The organism is Acinetobacter sp. 1125_18A (assembly GCF_052824985.1).
The window spans coordinates 256060-274315 of record NZ_VTDG01000001.1 but is presented as its reverse complement, the minus strand read 5'-3'; the positions used below and the strand labels follow the sequence as shown (position 1 = coordinate 274315).

The window sequence follows — 18256 nt, the reverse complement described above, 5'->3', positions numbered from 1 at the left end:
TACTTGATGCTTAGGTATGATCACCCATTAAAGTAATGATGAGAATACTGATCAATCTTTTTGCAGACTCCAAGGTTTGAACATCATAGATCACTTATCAATGACCTATGCACAATTCTGAGCTTAAAGTAAGATTTAAGCTCAATCGCTTTTATGATTTTCCGATAACATGGGAGTTTTTAACATTTATCATTGGCATAATAAAGATTCAGTAAACGGTTGGCATTTTCTTCACAGGTGATTTCGTCAGGCTTACTATTGATTGCAGTGATCATGCTGCGTAGGTTTTGCTTACTGATCAACAACTTTTGTTCTAGATCTTCAATGTCTTTGATTTTACTTTCGAGTAGTCCAATCAGAATATCATGATCCCACTTGCCTACATTTGACGGTAGAAAGGCTTTGATTTCAGCCAATGAAAATCCAACTTGTTGCGCTTGCTGAATTAGAAATAATTGTTTGAGGTCATTGTCACTATATTCACGATAACCATTAGATTTACGTTTTGCCTTAGGAAGCAGTTTAATTTGTTCATAATAACGAATCGTTGGGGTACTTAAACCACTTTGTTTGGATAACTCGCTAATGTTCATTTTACTGACTTCCGCTTGACATTAAAGTTAACTTTAGACTTATACTCAAGCAAAAGCAAGATGAAAAATAACGTTAAAGCTGAGGTTAATCAGGTTTAAACGAATATTGGGAGTCCTTTCGATGTAAATTCTCTCATTGAATTAAAATCATGAGAACATTTCACGATAAATGATATTTAAACTTAAAAAATGATCCATTTAAATATCAAAGGTTTGGAATAAATTCATGCCATTTATTTGTTACTTGCTATTTTAACGATTAATTTCAAGTTGTTGTCCCTGACAATTCAAAAACAGCTGTTGTTGATGCCAAGCAAGTTGCCCCGAAACAATTGTGGTGCTGACCTCATAAGCAAATGTTTTATGCATAAATGGTGTCCAATTGCATTTCATATAGTTTTTTTGATCTTTCACTGCAATGTGCTGTTGATTTTCTCGAAGGATCACTAAATCAGCCCAGTAACCTTCTCGAATATAACCACGGTCTTTGATCCTAAATAAGTCTGCCACTTGATGTGCAGTTTTTTGAACCAGTGTTTCAATACTCAGTTTACCTGCTGCAACCAGCTCCATCAGTGCAGGTAACGCATGTTGTACTAAAGGCAGGCCAGAAGGGGCATAAAAATATGACTGGTGTTTTTCATCCCAAGTATGTGGGGCGTGGTCAGTACCAATAATATCCAAGCGATTACTATTCGCAAGGGCATTTATCAAAGCATCTTTATCTTGCTGGGTTTTAATGGCGGGATTACATTTAATTAAGTGGCCCAAAGTAGCATAATCAGCATCATCAAAACTGAGATGATGGATACACACTTCTGCTGTGATATGTTTTCGATTTAAAGGCAGATTTTTAAACAAACACAGTTCTTTCGCGGTGGTGATATGTAAAACATGCAACTGTGTGGCATATTTCTCGGCCAAAGATACAGCTAATTTTGAGCTATCAAAGCAGACATGTTTATTTCTAATCTGCGCATGAATTTCTGCTGGAATATTTTCCCCATATTTTTGAAAATAGAAATTTTCTTCGGCTTTAATGGCAGGGGTAAACTCGCAATGAGTCAATAAAACCGTTGGAACATTTGCAAATAAGCGTTCCAAAACTTTAGGATCATCGACGAGCATATCACCCGTAGAAGCGCCCATAAAAACTTTAACACCGCTGATTGATTTGGGATCAAGCTGTTCAATAATATCTAAATTATGCGCACTGACTCCAAAATGGAAAGCATAATTGGCCCGACTATGTTGTTTTGCAATCTGCTTTTTCTGGGTCAAAGCGTCTAGAGTTAAGGTGGCTGGATTGGTGTTTGGCATATCCATATAGCTGGTGATTCCACCAATCGTTGCTGCCATTGATTCCGAAGCAATATTGCCTTTATGCGCTGCGCCGGGATCTCGAAAATGAACTTGGTCGTCAATCATGCCAGGAATTAACCACGAACCTTCAGCATCTATATTTTTCGCATGATAAGCCCCTGTAATATTGGGATGAATCTTTTCAATCCGACCATGTCGAATCAGTACATCGGAATAATACTGCTTGCCTTCATTGACAATATTGGCATTACGAATAATAAGATTGGGCGAATTTTTAAAACTCATTGTGCAATGCCTTATAGCCTTGAACCAGTTTAATATTGGTGCTGACAACGCTTTCTGAAAACTCACTGATTGAAATATCAATGGGTGGAAATTGCTTTAAATCGGTTTTGGGATTGATATAACTCATTGCAGGTACATAAAAATGATCGGGTAAATCACGACCATCAACCACTGCATTGTGACGAATCGCGCTGTGATGACCCACTGTGCAATTAAATAACACACTGTTAAAGCCAACAAAAACATGATGTCCAATTTCACAGGGACCATGAATAATAGAGCGATGCGCGATTGAAGAATTTTCTCCAATGATCACTGCTGCCCCCGCTTTGGAATGAATCACCACTCCATCTTGAATATTGGAATTTGCACCAATGATGATGGGTTCCATATCACCCGCGTCATTGGTTTCATCTGCTCTGATCACTGCATAAGGCCCAATAAATACATTGGCATGGATAATGACTTTTCCGCAAATAATCGCTGTTTGGTCAACATAGGCTGATTGATCTATAACAGGGAGATCACCAGATGGGTTTTTTCTAAGCATGACTAGACCATTTTAAATAAGTTAAACAATGAAGGTGGTTAAGATAAGGCATTACCATTGCCAAGCGCCCTGAGCAACTGCGTCATGAGCATGTAAACTTTCTGCATGAATCACTTTAAAGTTAAAGCCTAGAATGCTGGGATGATGGATAAATGTGGCATACAAGCGTCTTAATGCATCTTCACAAAACATCAGGTTCTGACCATTCGCAATAGCAAAGGCTTGTTCATCAATACGTTTTACCGCCGTTTGTACGGGTGTCATCAAGGCTTGTTCAGCCTGATTAATAAATAAAATCAGTGGAATATATTGAATGTTTTGATCTAATTTGAAATTTAACTGAGCAAAACTTCTTTGACTATGAGGCGTTGCTGCAATTGCATCTGTGCTATTTAGCCAACTGAGGATTTCTTGTGGGTCTAAATGAATCTCATGATTTTCCAATGCGGTTGCAAATCTTTGTTGGATGATGTTTCTGGCAAGTGCTGCGGAACAAGGACAAGTAGATGAATAGGGAATTTCGATTTTTAATTCAGCATAAAAATCATCTTTTAAAAGCTGACAGGACAACACAAAAGGATAGCTTTTCCAGCCAGACAATTGGCTGACTAAGGTTGGGCGCTCGATATAAAGCTCACTATGAATTTCGATTTTGGCATGCGCTGATAAATCTTTATGGCTGGCTAAGAAATCCAATAAAGCGTCTTTAATATCAAGTAGCGCTAAATTTTTGATCGTGCTCAATTTCAAAAGTCGGGTATACAAGCGCGACATATGAATACCTTTGGCAAACACATCATCCAAACTGACATAAGCATTCACTTGGCTTTGACAAAGACTATTTTCGAGATAAAGCGGAAGCGCGATTTTTTCCATACCGACCCAATCGAGCGGGTAGTGATAGCTTCTTGTGAGTGAGGATTCAGCAGAAACATCTGGAAGAACAAGATTCATAGGGGGAATAGCTTAAGTTGAAATACATATTGTTATGTTATAACATAACAATATTAATCAACACTACTCATCTGAGTTAAATTTACGCTATGAGATCATTGCAAATTGAGATGAACAAAAAATATTTGATCGGATTCATACTCTGCCTTTCTGCATGTAGTCATAACAACTCAAATACAATTCATGCTATGCGTACAGTTCAGCAAACATCACCACAAGTGCCATTAAAGGCAGGCTTTCCTCAGCAGCAAGGTATTTTAAAACAAGAAAAAAATCTGCCGCCTGCTTATTTAAAATGGCTTAGTGAACCGAAAAATGCTGAAAGCGTTCAGGCCTATCAGCGCTTTTTAAAGCAACAAGGTATTTCTGCTTATATTCCTACTTTTGAATTTTTACAAACAGCCAGAGATTGGCAACAATGTGATGCATCTGAATTTGAAGTTCCGCCACAAGAGCTGTGGGGCAATATTGTGCCAACATTAAAAATTTTAAATCGTCTTGTGGATGAAAAAATTTTAACCCAGTTTAGCGTGACTTCTGTCTATCGAAATTTCAAGCTTAATCAGTGTGCAAAAGGCGCTGCTTCTTCCAAACATATTTTTAATGCCGCATTAGATTTTCGTATTGGTGATGAAAATCCGGACTTAAACCAACAGCTGATGATTCAAGAGCGCAAAGCAAAATTATGTCAATTTTGGCTGGATTCTGGTGAGGAACTTCACATGGGCTTAGGCGTCTATGCATCAGGACAGATTCATATTGATAGTGCAGGTTTTCGTACTTGGGGTGCAGACCATCGCTATAGCTCATCACCATGTATCAATAACGCTTTAATTGGCAACAATAAAAAAGTGAGTGAATCGCCATGAAGTCAAATTTCATCCGTGACATCAGACAACTTTTAATACGAGAAATTCAAGCGACACATGTTTATCTGCCACTAAACAATCTAAATCCTGATGTTTTTTAATCCTCAGCTTAGATTTATAGGATCTGGAAAAACGCTGTAATCATCACCGAATGATTAAAACCGAATCATCAAATTGCAGTGTTGAAAATGTATGTGCAAGCACAGCTAAAATTTAACTCTAAAGCGATCTGTTTGGAGTTATTCAGTCAGTATTTTCATGTCGATCTAGATATGAAAACACAAAAATATAAAGTGAGAATGCCAATGAATACTCTTTTAGCCACTCCGCAAAAACTTCCCGTCACCGTGCTTTCTGGATTCTTGGGGGCTGGAAAAACCACCTTACTCAATCATATCTTAAACAATCGCGAAGGCCGAAAAATTGCAGTGATTGTGAATGATATGTCGGAGGTCAATATTGATGCCGCTTTAGTTCGAGAGGGTGGTGCTGAACTTTCAAGAACGGATGAAAAGCTAGTTGAAATGAGTAATGGCTGTATCTGTTGTACTTTAAGAGAAGACCTACTGGTTGAAGTGCGTCGTTTAGCACAGGATCAGCGCTTTGATCAATTGGTGATTGAATCTACAGGGATCTCTGAACCACTCCCTGTTGCAGAAACGTTTACCTTTGAAGATGAAAATGGGATTTCTCTCAATGAGTTTGCCCGCTTAGATACAATGGTGACTGTGGTCGATGCTTATAACTTTTTAAAAGATTATAGTTCGCTGGATAGCTTACAAGCGCGCGGTGAATCATTAGGTGAACAAGATGAGCGAAATGTTGTTGATCTACTGATTGATCAAATTGAGTTTTGTGATGTGATTGTATTGAATAAAACAGATTTGATTGATCAAGACGAGCAGGAAAAATTATTTGGAATTTTGCAGTCTTTAAACCCAAGAGCAAAAATTGAAGTTTCTGCGTTTGGCAAGGTGAATCTTGATCGGGTGTTAAATACCCAGCTATTTGATTTTAACGAAGCGGCACAAGCTCCGGGTTGGTTAAAGGAATTAAGAGGTGAGCATACGCCTGAAACAGAGCAATATGGAATCAATAATTTTGTTTATCGAGCGCGCAGACCTTTTCACCCACAACGGTTTTTTGATTTTATCAACTCCGAATGGAAAGGCGTAATCCGTTCCAAAGGCTTTTTTTGGTTAGCCTCAAATCCCGAGTTTGCTGGATCTTGGTCTCAAGCAGGGGCGATGGCACGCCATGGTGTTGCTGGATATTGGTGGGCAGCAGTGCCAGACGAACATTGGCCTACGGATCAACAAAGTCGAGATGTAATTCAACAAAGCTGGGATGCTCAAACAGGTGATGCACGACAAGAAATCGTGTTGATTGGGATGCAGATGGATCAATCTGAACTTATTCGTCAATTTGATGATTGTTTATTAAACGATGATGAAATGGCGTTAGGGGCAGAAAAATGGCAAGAGTTTGAAAATCCTTTTAGTGGGTGGACTGATTCTATCATTAGCCATTAATTCATTATGATCCATTCAATTCAGCCAAAGCATTGCTGAGAATACTTGCAAGCATGAGCGTTTTTAATTATACGCTCATGCTTGGCTTTATATTTTATTAAAATTTCGCTCTTAAGGTGAAAGTCACATTACGTGGTTCCCCCCAATAAACACCATTATAGAAACCTACATTTAAATAGTATTTTTCATCAAATAAGTTATTGATATTCACACTTGCAGTCAGTTCATCACTGAACTTATAACTGGCAAAAGCATTGGCCAATACATAGGCCTTTTGTGTGACTACACCATCGTTATAGGCATTTGCAGGAGCTCCCCCCCATTTTTGTGAAATTTCACTTTGCCAATTCAATCCACCACCTAATGTTAGCTTTTCTGAACCTGTCCAAAGATTTTCTGGAAGAGTAATACTACTAAATAACTTTACTTGGTTTTGAGGAATATTGCTTAAAGCATTGGCGTTTGCAGAACTTACGCTATTTACATAGGTATAGCCGAAGCTAAGATTCCAATTTTCCTGTAACTTTCCAATGGCTTCTAACTCAAAGCCATTGACTTTCAGTCCTTTGCCCGATGACATATATGCAGTATCCATCTCATCTACTTTTGGAATAGTGCCATTTTTTACACCTTCACGATATTCAACATCTTCTACCGCAAGGTCTTTGACACTTGACCAAAATAAAGCAGCACTGGTCAATAACTTACCATCCAATAGATCTGCTTTAATCCCTAATTCTGTAGTGCTTCCCATTTCAGGATCTAGATAATCGCCGAAACGATCTCGTCTAGTGGATGGATTAAATACATTGGTGTAGCTGGTGTAGGCTGTATAAGTATCATTAATGTCGTACAAAATCCCTGCATAAGGCACCAATTGATCAAAGTTACGTGGCTTTGTAGGAGAAACCGGGGCATTAGGATTCCATTTATCGACTTTGTAATCATACGAGCTATAACGTGCGCCCAAAATTAACTTAAGCGGGTCAGCTAGATTTAAACGTAAAGTTGAATATACCCCGTAAAGCTCTGTGGTATTGGTACTTCCAGCTCCGGTTTTCTCATAGGTTGGTTTTGGAATATTACCAGTCCAATTACGATAATCAGGTATAGCTGCTGGATACTCGACATTGCTTTTTACACTCAATGAGGTACTTTCACTTTTAAAACCACTATAGCCAATAATTAAATCATGTTGGCGATTTAACAATTGAAATGGTCCTGTGGCATACAAATCAATATTGAGCTTTTTACTTTCAGCATAAGGGCTAACACTGGTCCATAGACTCAGCCCTTTTCCTGTGTTTGGGTCTGGAAAGCCACTACCACCATAAGCCACCATCCAACTATTATCCGAGGTACTGTGGGCAATCGCTGCTTTAACCAGCCAGTCATTGGCAAAAGTATGTTCAATATCAGCAAAAACGGTTTTATCGGTATTGGCAATTGAACTCCAGTCCGCAGATAAACTAAAGTTTCGCGGAAAATTTGCTTTGCTTCCATCAGCATTGAAATATGGTACTGTTCCCCACGTTGAGCCTTTAGGGTCGTTGTCTTGATATTGAAACCCTACTGAGGCTGTTGTGTTTGGGGTTAAATCTGCACTGATGATCCCCATTGCGGCTGTTGACTTGAGCTTATAACGATCCATATAGGATTCTTTATCAGTATACGCTGCCATGAATCGACTTCGAACACTGCCATCTTGAGTCAGTGGAATGGATACATCTGCTTCAACACGGGTATTGTCCCATGAGCCATAAGTTGAGCTGACATTGCCCTTAAACTCTTTTTCAGGACGCTTACGTACCATATTGATGGTTGCAGAAGGGCTGCCTGTTGAACCAGTTAAGCCAGAAGCACCTTTGATCACTTCAACTCGGTCAAAGAAAAAACTATCAAAGCGGGGAGCGTTGTCTCCTACAGGCATACCATCAATTTGCCTATTGGTAATTTGAAAACCACGGGAATAGTAGTTAGAACGTTCACTGTCATTTTTAGTGGCAGTAACGCCTGGTGTTGCGGCAAGAACATCATCCAGAATGGTCAGTCCGCGTTGTTCAATTTGTTCACGGGTGACGACGCTTACAGATTGTGGTGTTTCTTTTAAAGATAATTTTAATTTTGATGAGCTTCTTGAGGATTTTGCTTTAAAACTTCCGCTTCCCTCAGTTTTTTCATCCTGAGCATCTGCTTTAACTGTAATGGTGGGAAGTACCGAAGCATTCGCTTCATTACTTTTTTGCTCTTGTGCAAAGGCACTATGGGAAATAGCACTGCAAATAAGAATTGATTTTATTGCAATATTTAATGCCGTTTGTTTACGTAGATTGTCCATAAGAATAGAAAATAGTAAATAAGAATCATTATTATTATCAATTATCATACAAAAAGATACAAATAAAACATAATTTTTAAACTTTTTTATGAATAGTTTAAATACAGAATTTAGCTGGTATAGTGAACTTAAGATTATGATTTTGCAGGATAAGTACTACAAGGGTAGTCTTGTATTTTATTTATCACGATGATTAATTATTGACTGAGCCTTATCCAGATCTCGAATTGAAAGCTTATATCTTTTTCCATTGTTGGTTTTCTTCTGAGAAATTAATCAGAAACGAAACACCTGATTCATCACCAACAAGATATGAGGATGGATTCACCATCAGTACCTTTAATAAAGTCCCTGTTTCAATAGTAATTGGTTCTAAATTATCTTTATTTAAGGTAACGGGTTGGAGTAATTCAATGATTTCCACTTTTATACTAACCTATTGTTTGAAAATAAAATTCTATAAATAATTATTGCACAGCGCAAAGCGCTTTGCTGAGATACAGCGTTAAAAAACGCAACATTGATAGGTCTTTATGTAGCCTAAACATTTTTAAAGTTTCACTATTGTATAAGGCTAAGTTTTCTCTCAGCGGAAAACGTTAGCTTAGACAGTTTTAAATTTTATAAAGTAATCGTTGCACCAAGCGCTTTAACAAATTGGGCTAACCAAGCAGGATGTGCTGGCCATGCTGGCGCTGTTACCAGGTGTCCATCTGTGACTGCTTCAGTGACCGCAATATCTGCATATTGTCCGCCTGCGAGTTTAACTTCTGCGGCACATGCAGGGTAAGCTGAACATAAACGTCCTTTTAATACATCGGCTGCGGCAAGCAGTTGCGCACCATGGCAAACAGCGGCAATTGGTTTTTTAATCGCATCAAACTCGCGAACAATTTCGATCACTCGATCATTCATACGTAAATATTCAGGTGCACGACCACCCGGAATCACTAATCCAACGTAGTTGTCGCTGTTGACTTGGTTAAAGTCATAGTTAATTGCAAAGTTGTGACCACGTTTTTCGCTATAGGTTTGCTCACCTTCAAAATCATGAATCGCTGTTGTAATTGTATCGCCAGCTTTTTTATCAGGGCAGACTGCATGAACACTATAGCCCAATCCAGTAAGGAACTGAAAAGGAACCATGGTTTCATAATCTTCAACATAATCACCCACTAACATTAGAATTTGTTTAGACATTTTTACACCTTTTGTTAAAATTTTATGATTTATTTCATGTAAAATAGCATGCTCTAGTTGCAGTTTTAAGTTGAATTTATACGGCTTTAGTCTTAATTTAACAGACTTAACTGTAATAAAAATTGTATTCAGTGATGAATGAGAAAAATATGAAAAAGTATCTATTGGGTTTAGTGATCGTGACTGCTGCTATGAGCAGCCATGCTGCGGTAGAAGAAACAGTGTATAGAGGAATGGGCGAGGCATCTGCACAGTTTCCAAGCTTTAAAAAGATGCAGAAGCAGGGGCTAATCAATAAAAAACCGGATATTTCAAGAAATGACTATAATGATGTATATAAATTAAAAAAACCGCTTCAATTTATGGGGCAAACGGTTGCACTGCTATCAGACGAATATATGACACAGTATGCTGGATGTTGTGTCAGTGAGGGTTGGGGAGCTGTTTTAGCTAAAAAGAGTGATATGAAACTCTTGACTCAATTTGCCAAAACCAACCAGTGTTCATTAAGCAAAGTAGAATCAGATACCAGTAATTATTATGGTTTTAAACTGAAAGCATTACCAACAGCAGAATATTATGAGCTTTCTTGTCGTGAACGTGATTTAGAAAACCAGCAGTAAAATAGATAAATTAAGCTATATAGAGCAGTCGCGATTTAAATCTCTATTGCATTCTAAATTTTCTCCCTCTTTGCTTTGTGTGATACACGGCTTAGAGGGAGAGAGATGTCTTGACTGAATTTTTATGAATGAACCTGTGTAGGTGGTCTTAATCAATATCTATAGAATTAAAGCGCCTGTACCAGCACCAATCACCATTAACCAAACTGGGTGAACATTCTTAAACAGACTTAGACAAATGGTGATGGCGACGATTGCGATCAGTAAAATATTTTGAGCAGAGGCTTGGGCAATAATCCAAGCACTGACTAAAACCAAACCGACTGTAATAGGTTTTAACGCCTTTTCAAATTTCGCCCGAAGTGGATGACTTTTAAAATTATTCCAAAATTTAAGTGCATAAATGGTGATGATTGAAGACGGACCAAACTTTGCAAAAGACGTCACGATCAGTCCCATAGGCCCTGCGACATGCCATCCCACCAAGGGAACAATCATCATGTTTGGACCTGGTGCAGCTTGCGCCATTGCAAACATAGAGCTGAATTGCTCAGCAGTCATCCATTGGTGAATCACAACCACCTGATGTTGCATTTCAGGTAAGATGGCATTCCCGCCACCAAAGGCCAATAAAGACAGTTGAGTAAACACTAAAGTCAGTGCGATGAGAACATACATCTTATTTTACTCCTGAGTCACTTTAGTTTGATTAAATGCTAAAACTGCCATATTCACGGTGATTAAAATCAACAGCGTCAGTGCCAAGGGTAATTTAATCAACAGCATAAAAATAATGGTCAAGATAATGGTGAAATAGGTCAGCTTACTTTTCATAATTGGTTTTAACATCTTAAAACCTGTAGCAAACAGTAGACCCGCAGCAGCAGCGGCTAAACCTTGAATCATGTGCTGCACCATTGGGATATCTTGAAAACTGCTGTATAACTGGTACAACGAGATAACAATAATGGTCGGGGCCAGCATAAGACCAAATACCGCACTAATCGCACCTTTTACACCAGCAAAATCATAACCAATTGCCACTGCCATATTTACAATATTTCCACCGGGTAAGATTTGGCAGACACCCAACAAGTCGGTAAATTTTTCAGATGTTAACCATTTCTGATCTTCTACAATTAAACGATGTGCGAGAGGGAGTACCCCACCAAATCCCATGAGGCCAAGTTTCATAAAGCCTAAAAATAATGCTTTGCAATTGGGTGTGGTCATGGATTGTTCCATTGGGATTGCTTCAGTATTCATTTAGACCTCTTCAATTTGCTGTGATGTACTTGGCTTGAATATGATTATCTGCTTGTTGAGTTATAAAGAAAAATGCTATTTTTGCTGTTATTCATACCTAAAAAGTATGCTTTAAACGTGAATTAGCACGATAAAAATGAAAAGATCGATATTGAGGCGAAAAGATGATTGATATTCATAAGCTTAATGCGTTTGTGGCTGTGGTTGAGGAAAGTAATATTTCTCGGGCAGCGGTACGTCTGAATATGCAGCAACCGCCTTTAACACGGATTATCAAAAACTTAGAAGATGAATTAGACACAGATTTATTGAAGCGTTTACCGCGTGGCGTAGAAGCAACTGAAGCGGGTAAGGCCTTATACCAAGAGGCACTTACCATACTTGCGCATGCACAGGCTATTCCCAAACGCGTGCAAAATATTTCTAAAGGTTTGGAAGGGCAAATCAATATTGGTTTTACCAACTCAGTCGGTTTACATTCCTTTTTGCCTGCTTTACTGCGTAATTTTCGTGAAGTATTTTCAGCGGTGTCTATTCATTTGGAAGAAGATGGTAGTAGCTCATTGATTGATTCGATTATCAATGAAAAGAATGACATCGTTTTTTTGCGTAAGCCTGCGCCGATTGGTTTGGGGCTCACCAGTTTGCACGTACTTGATGAGCCTTTAATTGTGGCATTGCCCAATAATCATCCTTTAACCGAACATCCTGATGCCATCCAATTACTTGATTTAGAGCCTTATGATTTTGTACTGTATCGCCGTTTAGCAGGACAAGACTTGTTTGATAATATTTTGGCCAGCTGTTATCAGGCTGGGTTTAGTCCAAAGATCGTTCAAGAAGCTCCACGTTTAACGTCGAGTTTAAATTTGATTGCAGCAGGGATTGGTTTGTCGATTGTTCCAGAGGCCATTCGAGATTTTTGGAACAAGCAAATTATTTACAAAGCGCTTAAAGCGGATACGCCGTGTATTGCACCAATTTATGCAGTCTATAAGCAGGATGCTGAAAATATCCGTTTAAAACATATTTTAAATTTGCTCGCTTAATTTATAGGTTGACTTGCTAAAGCTTAAGCTAAATTAGTGGATTTATATATTTTGAATATTTGAGCTGTTCACTGTGATTAAAGATCTAGGTTAAGCTGTTTCGGAATACTTTATGCTTTGAAATTCTATCTTAAAAACAAAATCAGTGAATCATTGCATTTTTGCTACACATAAAGTCTGAGCTCAAGATTACTATTATTGTTTTAAATTCAAACCTTAGAAATAGAATTGAGGATATCGCTTTGAAACTTGGATTTGTAAAAAGTGTTTTAGCATCTGCAATCATGTTGTCATCTGCACCACTATGGGCTGAAACAACAGGGCAAATCACTCAAACCACTTCAGCTATTGTGAAAGATCAAAAAAAATCGGGGATTGATCATCAATATTTTGATCAAAATGTAAAAGGAAATGATGATTTTTATCAACATGTAAATGGAGGATGGTTGAAAAATACCGAAATTCCTGCAGATAAATCACGTTGGGGAACTTTTGATATTTTGCATGAAGAATCCTTAAAACAATTGCATGATATTGTCGATGAGCTTTCAAAACAGCAATTGGTGGAAGGAAGTTCTGAGCAAAAAGTGGCAAGTCTATATGCCAATTTTATGGATGAAAAAAGTATTGAAGCATTGGGTATTCAGCCGATTCAAGCGGAAATTAACAATGTTGATGCATTGAAAAGTAAAAAAGATATTGCGCAATTGGCCGCACATTTTTCACGTATTGGTGTAACCAGCCCTTTTGATGTGGGTATTGACCAAGACATGAAAAACTCAACTGAAATGGTGGCAATGCTTGGGCAAAGTGGTTTAGGGTTACCTGATCGTGATTATTATTTAAAAAATGATGCCAAATTTAAGAAAATCCGTTCGCAATATCTAAAGTATATTGAAAAAACTTTAACCCTAGCTGGAGACAAGCAAGCAGCACAGCATGCGCAAGGGATTTTAAAATTAGAAACGCAAATCGCCAAGATACAATGGAGTAATGTTCAAAACCGTGATGTAACAAAACTCTATAATATTTATAAAACGCAAGACTTAGCCAAACTTAGTCCAAAAATTGATTGGCAAACTTATCTAGAAAAACAAGAGTTGTCCGATAAGATTAAAACCATACAAGTCATTCAACCAAGTTACTTCAAAGGGTTAAGCCCAATTGTTGACAATACCTCACTAGAGGTTTGGAAAGCTTATTTTAAATTTCATTTAGTTAGTGATTTTTCATCATTGCTTAGTCAAGCTTTCGTAGACAATAGCTTTGATTTTTATAGCAAACAGCTCAGAGAAATTAAGGAGCAGAAACCACGTTGGAAGCGTGGTGTGCAATTGGTTGAGGGAACTTTAGGTGAAAGTTTGGGCCAGATTTATGTGAAAAAGTATTTTTCTGCTGAGAAAAAACAACGCATGGAAGTCTTGGTGCAAAACTTAATGAAAGCTTATTCTCAAAGCATAGACAAACTGGATTGGATGAGCCCAACCACGAAAGTTCAGGCGCAGAAAAAGTTAGCAAGTTTTGCGGTGAAAATTGGCTATCCAAACAAATGGCGTGATTATTCAGCTTTAGAAATCAAAAATAATGACTTGATTGGTAATGTGATCCGTTCACGTGAATTTGAACATCAATATGCCTTGAATAAATTGGGCAAGCCTGTTGATCGTGATGAATGGGGCATGACACCGCAAACCATCAATGCGTATTACAATGCTTCATTAAATGAAATTGTCTTTCCAGCAGCAATTTTACAACCTCCATTCTTTGATATGGATGCCGATGATGCGGTGAACTATGGTGCGATTGGTGCAATTATCGGACATGAGATCAGTCATGGCTTTGATGACCAAGGCAGTCAGTTTGATGAATTGGGCAATATGAAAAATTGGTGGACGGCAGAAGACCATCGAAAATTTAAAGAAAAAACCAATACATTGGTTGCTCAATATAACGCTTATGAGCCAATCAAAGGTTATCATGTCAATGGTGAGTTAACTTTAGGTGAAAATATTGCTGATAATTCTGGATTGGCAATTGCTTATAAAGCTTATCAACTGTCTTTAAATGGCAAGGCTGCACCAGTGTTGGATAATTTAACAGGTGAACAACGCTTTTATATTGGTTGGGCACAAGCATGGCGTTCTAAAATTACTGATGCAATGCAAGTTGAATTCTTAAAAAGAGATCCGCATTCACCTGATAAAGTTCGTGGCAATGCCACCTTGCTAAATCAAGCGCCATTTTATGATGCTTTTCATATCCAGCAGGGCGATAAAATGTATTTACCTGCCAATAAACGCGTGACCATTTGGTAATTATCTGACCTAAAAGCCTGCCAAGCTATATCAAGACTTGGCAGGTTTTTTTATATTTTTTTCACATGTTGTATAAATAAATGGTAGTGGAATAGATGTCTAGATAGAGCTTTTTAAGTTTTAACTTAATTGATTATCTCTAATCATTTTTTTTGTGATTTTCTTATCACTTTATTTCGATAAATAGTCAATAAATTCAATGTAATAAGTTTGTTGTTTTGAACATTTTAAGATATTTTTATGCATAAATATAATTGAGAAATGTCAGGTGAATTTAAAAACATTCTTATTGTTGGGTGGGGTAGGTTTTGTATTGCAGGGTTGTACAACCATGAATACATCAACATCAGACGCTTTTAAACAATATGCTTCTGCTCAAGAACTCATTGATAAGCACAATATTAATGAAAACAATAGTGCATCTAAAGAATATGTTTATGATTGGGGATCAAAACAAAGCGATCAGCAGGTGCAGTCTTTAACACCGAAAAGTTACTTAAGCCGTTATTGTAGTGCCAAAGGTGGTCATTTTTCTCAAGTGCAAAAAAGCACAATGAGTTCTGTTAAGGATATTTGGGCAAAAAAATTATTAAATACTTATAGCAGTGTTAAACAGGGGATCGGTGCATACCAATGTACTGAAAGTAATGGTCAGCAATGGTATGTATCCATCGAACCTTTATCTGAACATAAACTCGATCAAACAGGAACCAGAGTTGTAAATTTACAAACCAAGGTTTTATCTTTGGATGAGCTTAATAAATTCTATAACAACACAAGCAATATGGCGGTAGTTGTCCAAGAAAAGAAATCTAAAAATAGTCATTCAAAAAGCAGTGATGCAAAAAGCACTGATATAAAAACGAACAATTCAAAAAATGCTACTGTTAACAGCGTGGCAAAAACTGCCCCTGTTAAAGTTGTGGAAGAAAAAAAGCCAGTCGCCGCAGTTACAGAGGAAGTGAAAGAAAAGCCTCAGCCTGAAAAAACAATAACGACACCGCAGTCACAACAGATGCAATTATATATTTCTGCGCGCAAAGAGTTAGGGCGTGGGCAAAATCAGATCAATGCCTGTAACAATGCTGAACGTGCTTATAATTATGGGCGCTTGCATGGAACAAGTGGAATTAATGTCTATGCTGAATCAGGTGTATTGGTGGCAAGATGTTTGACCAATGTGCCAAGTTACAGTCAGCGTTTTTCTAATCCGCAAGATCGAGCCAAACGAATTTTGCAGAATTTGGCGGGTAATCAAAATCATGCAGTTGCCAAACATATGTTAAAACAGATTAAGTGAGGGAATAGGGTGTTTTACCTCAACGAAGTGAAACACCCAAATAAATTAAAAGCGTTATTCATCATTCAATGAACATTCAAAACTACTCGGATTCTCTTTACAGCGAACTTTTTTGAGGAAATTCATCATTTGTGGATCATAAATACCTGATTTAGTCAGTGCAATACGAGATTCACGCATCATTTTGATATAGTTCAGTTGTTCATTGGCTGGGATATTCATCCAATATTTTGCGGGAATTTCTTTTTCATATTTTGCTACGATGTTAAATGTTCTGCCCAATTGACTCGCGACCCAAGTTCGAGATTTTTGTCCAAAGCCTTGAGGGAATTTGTCTTTGCGAATAATAAAATTGGCCGAAATTTGAGTCAGTGGGAATTTTACGATGCCGCCTTTTTCTCCTAGGCCCTTATAGAGCTCAAAAGGTTTAAATGCAACAACAGGTGCAGGAAGGATATCAATTTCATGATTGTTAAATTTAGCGCCTGCACTGGTGACATCAACAGAAACAGCTTGTGCGCCCACTTGTTGAACCAATTTTGGTTGCGCTTCGTCATAACGGAACACCCCAATTTTTTTACCAGCAGCTTTTGCTAATGTATTGATATTTTTGTCATTTACAAAAAGATATGCTGGGCCAATTGTACCTAATCCTGCAATTTCATAAGGGCCATTGATCATCTTTTCCGCTGCTCGAGGTAAAGACAATAATTTATAGGCTGAAATGGCTGTTTTCATATCCGTTAATGCGCCGATCGCGTCTAAGGAGCCAATATATTTATTAAATTGGCGACCACGTAAACCACTGATAATTGCACCATCACATTTACCCACTTTTAAGTCTTCTGCGGCGAGCCTTTCGTCAGTAACGGCTCTTAAATCTATATCAGCGCCCCAATTTTTTGCTTCAAGTGCATAATCTTTAGCTAGGGCATATGCATCACCTGCTTTACCAACCGGATCAAAAACACATACAACTTGCTTTGCAAAAGCAGGCATTGAAAGTACGAATAAAGTAGTTATTGTGAGAGTTTGAACCATTTTCATATATATTTCCCTATAAACAGTTATGGCATATCTTATTAAAACGTATGTGCTATTGATGAACTAATGACCAACAGGATTGTTTTTTATGTCATAAAATCCAACAAATGTAGGTTTTTGGATATGAATTATCGATTGAGATCTGAGATATTGGTCTTCTAGATCTTTAATCAGTTTGAGCTAGATGATGGATTAAGAAAGTATTTTATTTTTGAAACTTGAGATGCTTTCTATTTTTAATACAACCTAAATATTGAATCCAGTTTAGCACAGCAAATGAGATTATTTTCAGTAGATGTTGTTTACAGAGTCATAACAGGCGAACAGGTAGCGCTTGTGATACAAAGGATTTAATTTCGAATTGGACTTTGTTTATGTCACGCCAAATTTTCTCCTCAATGCATTCTAAATTTTCCCATATGGGTCGTTCTGTGTTAATGGCGACGGCATTAATGGGAACAGCACAATTTGCTGTCGCAGGGCCAACCGTCGATCAACTCAGTGATTGTTTGGTAAAAGCAACCACAGCAACAGATAAAACTACAGTATTACAGTGGACGTTTGCTGCACTATCTACACACCCTGATCTAAAAGCATTGAGTAATGTTAGTGATGCGCAAAGAACGCAACTCGATCAAAAGTTTGCTCAGGTTTTACAACGGGTGATTGTAGAGCAGTGTGCCGCACAGACCAAAGCAGTGATTGCAGCTGAAGGTGTGCAAGCAGTAGGTGACAGTTTCCAAGAGCTAGGTCGTACGACAGGTGAAGATATTATTAAAAACCCTGAAGTGAAAAAACAGTTACAGGGTGTATTGCGTTATGTCGACTTAAATAAATTGGTGATGACTTTTTTAACCCCTGATATTTGGAATAAGTTGGGTGTGATTCGTCCTTAAATCACTTTATCTTTACGGAGCAAGACTTCTTATCAGTTTAAAGGAGTGGGAATCTTCATGACTCAATAGAAGGCATTATAGAAATTTCAACGAAGCTCCTCTTACTATTGAAAGGCTTT

The 18256-nt window shown here is 37.8% G+C and carries 17 protein-coding genes; 7 read left to right on the top strand and 10 right to left on the bottom strand.

Annotated features, from left to right (window positions below; all coding sequences use genetic code 11):
• Positions 1-179: 179 nt before the first annotated feature.
• The 4 genes from FY049_RS01315 to folE2 all read right to left on the bottom strand — a co-directional run bounded on the left by FY049_RS01315 (position 180) and on the right by folE2 (position 3705).
• A complete protein-coding gene (locus FY049_RS01315) occupies positions 180-593 on the bottom strand; it encodes a MerR family transcriptional regulator (RefSeq protein ID WP_004717464.1) in 414 nt (137 codons plus the stop codon).
• Positions 594-845: 252 nt separating this feature from the next.
• Positions 846-2201 carry a dihydroorotase gene (locus FY049_RS01310; RefSeq protein WP_056518024.1) on the bottom strand — a complete coding sequence of 452 codons (1356 nt, stop codon included), beginning with the start codon at positions 2199-2201 and terminating at the stop codon, positions 846-848.
• Positions 2191-2751, bottom strand: a complete 561-nt coding sequence (locus tag FY049_RS01305) for a gamma carbonic anhydrase family protein (RefSeq protein ID WP_004717461.1) — start codon at positions 2749-2751, stop codon at positions 2191-2193. The genes FY049_RS01310 and FY049_RS01305 overlap by 11 nt, the downstream gene beginning before the upstream one ends.
• 51 nt (positions 2752-2802) lie before the next feature.
• The gene (gene folE2 / locus FY049_RS01300; protein WP_446082996.1) at positions 2803-3705 is read right to left on the bottom strand and encodes a GTP cyclohydrolase FolE2; all 903 of its coding nucleotides are present in this window, start codon (positions 3703-3705) and stop codon (positions 2803-2805) included.
• A gap of 110 nt (positions 3706-3815) precedes the next feature.
• On the opposite strand from folE2, the gene FY049_RS01295 reads away from it, so the two are divergent.
• On the top strand, positions 3816-4574 hold the full coding sequence (locus FY049_RS01295) for a D-Ala-D-Ala carboxypeptidase family metallohydrolase (RefSeq protein WP_446082995.1): 759 nt from the start codon (positions 3816-3818) through the stop codon (positions 4572-4574).
• A gap of 305 nt (positions 4575-4879) precedes the next feature.
• A complete protein-coding gene (gene zigA / locus FY049_RS01290) occupies positions 4880-6106 on the top strand; it encodes a zinc metallochaperone GTPase ZigA (protein WP_446082994.1) in 1227 nt (408 codons plus the stop codon).
• 97 nt (positions 6107-6203) lie between these two features.
• On the opposite strand, the gene FY049_RS01285 is transcribed toward zigA, so the two are convergent.
• The 3 genes from FY049_RS01285 to FY049_RS01275 all read right to left on the bottom strand — a co-directional run bounded on the left by FY049_RS01285 (position 6204) and on the right by FY049_RS01275 (position 9644).
• Entirely contained in the window at positions 6204-8444 is a 2241-nt protein-coding gene (locus FY049_RS01285; protein WP_446082993.1) for a TonB-dependent siderophore receptor, read from the bottom strand.
• Between the two features lie 235 nt (positions 8445-8679).
• Positions 8680-8868, bottom strand: a complete 189-nt coding sequence (locus tag FY049_RS01280) for a hypothetical protein (protein ID WP_446082992.1) — start codon at positions 8866-8868, stop codon at positions 8680-8682.
• 197 nt (positions 8869-9065) lie between these two features.
• Complete coding sequence (locus FY049_RS01275) at positions 9066-9644, bottom strand: DJ-1/PfpI family protein (protein WP_446082991.1); 579 nt, start codon at positions 9642-9644, stop codon at positions 9066-9068.
• A gap of 149 nt (positions 9645-9793) precedes the next feature.
• Here FY049_RS01275 and FY049_RS01270 point away from each other — a divergent pair, with 149 nt between their 5' ends.
• Positions 9794-10267, top strand: a complete 474-nt coding sequence (locus tag FY049_RS01270; protein ID WP_333667762.1) for a hypothetical protein — start codon at positions 9794-9796, stop codon at positions 10265-10267.
• A 159-nt stretch (positions 10268-10426) separates the two neighbouring features.
• On the opposite strand, the gene FY049_RS01265 is transcribed toward FY049_RS01270, so the two are convergent.
• Together FY049_RS01265 and FY049_RS01260 are read right to left on the bottom strand one after the other, a co-directional pair.
• Positions 10427-10945 (bottom strand): chromate transporter, encoded by a 519-nt coding sequence (locus FY049_RS01265; protein ID WP_004823357.1) that lies wholly within the window; start codon positions 10943-10945, stop codon positions 10427-10429.
• 6 nt (positions 10946-10951) lie between these two features.
• Positions 10952-11533, bottom strand: a complete 582-nt coding sequence (locus tag FY049_RS01260) for a chromate transporter (protein WP_004717445.1) — start codon at positions 11531-11533, stop codon at positions 10952-10954.
• Between the two features lie 164 nt (positions 11534-11697).
• Here FY049_RS01260 and FY049_RS01255 point away from each other — a divergent pair, with 164 nt between their 5' ends.
• From FY049_RS01255 to FY049_RS01245, 3 genes are all read left to right on the top strand, one after another.
• On the top strand, positions 11698-12582 hold the full coding sequence (locus FY049_RS01255) for a LysR family transcriptional regulator (protein WP_224964038.1): 885 nt from the start codon (positions 11698-11700) through the stop codon (positions 12580-12582).
• 242 nt (positions 12583-12824) lie between these two features.
• The gene (locus FY049_RS01250; RefSeq protein WP_446082990.1) at positions 12825-14897 is read left to right on the top strand and encodes a M13 family metallopeptidase; all 2073 of its coding nucleotides are present in this window, start codon (positions 12825-12827) and stop codon (positions 14895-14897) included.
• Between the two features lie 268 nt (positions 14898-15165).
• A complete protein-coding gene (locus FY049_RS01245) occupies positions 15166-16197 on the top strand; it encodes a hypothetical protein (RefSeq protein WP_419305509.1) in 1032 nt (343 codons plus the stop codon).
• A 54-nt stretch (positions 16198-16251) separates the two neighbouring features.
• Here the strand turns inward: FY049_RS01245 and FY049_RS01240 are convergent, their stop codons facing one another.
• Positions 16252-17244 carry a putative solute-binding protein gene (locus FY049_RS01240; protein WP_419305508.1) on the bottom strand — a complete coding sequence of 331 codons (993 nt, stop codon included), beginning with the start codon at positions 17242-17244 and terminating at the stop codon, positions 16252-16254.
• A gap of 371 nt (positions 17245-17615) precedes the next feature.
• Between FY049_RS01240 and FY049_RS01235 the strand changes: the two genes are divergently transcribed.
• Positions 17616-18137: a hypothetical protein gene (locus FY049_RS01235; protein ID WP_270383686.1), complete on the top strand. Its 522-nt coding sequence runs from the start codon at positions 17616-17618 to the stop codon at positions 18135-18137.
• The last annotated feature ends 119 nt before the right edge of the window (positions 18138-18256 follow it).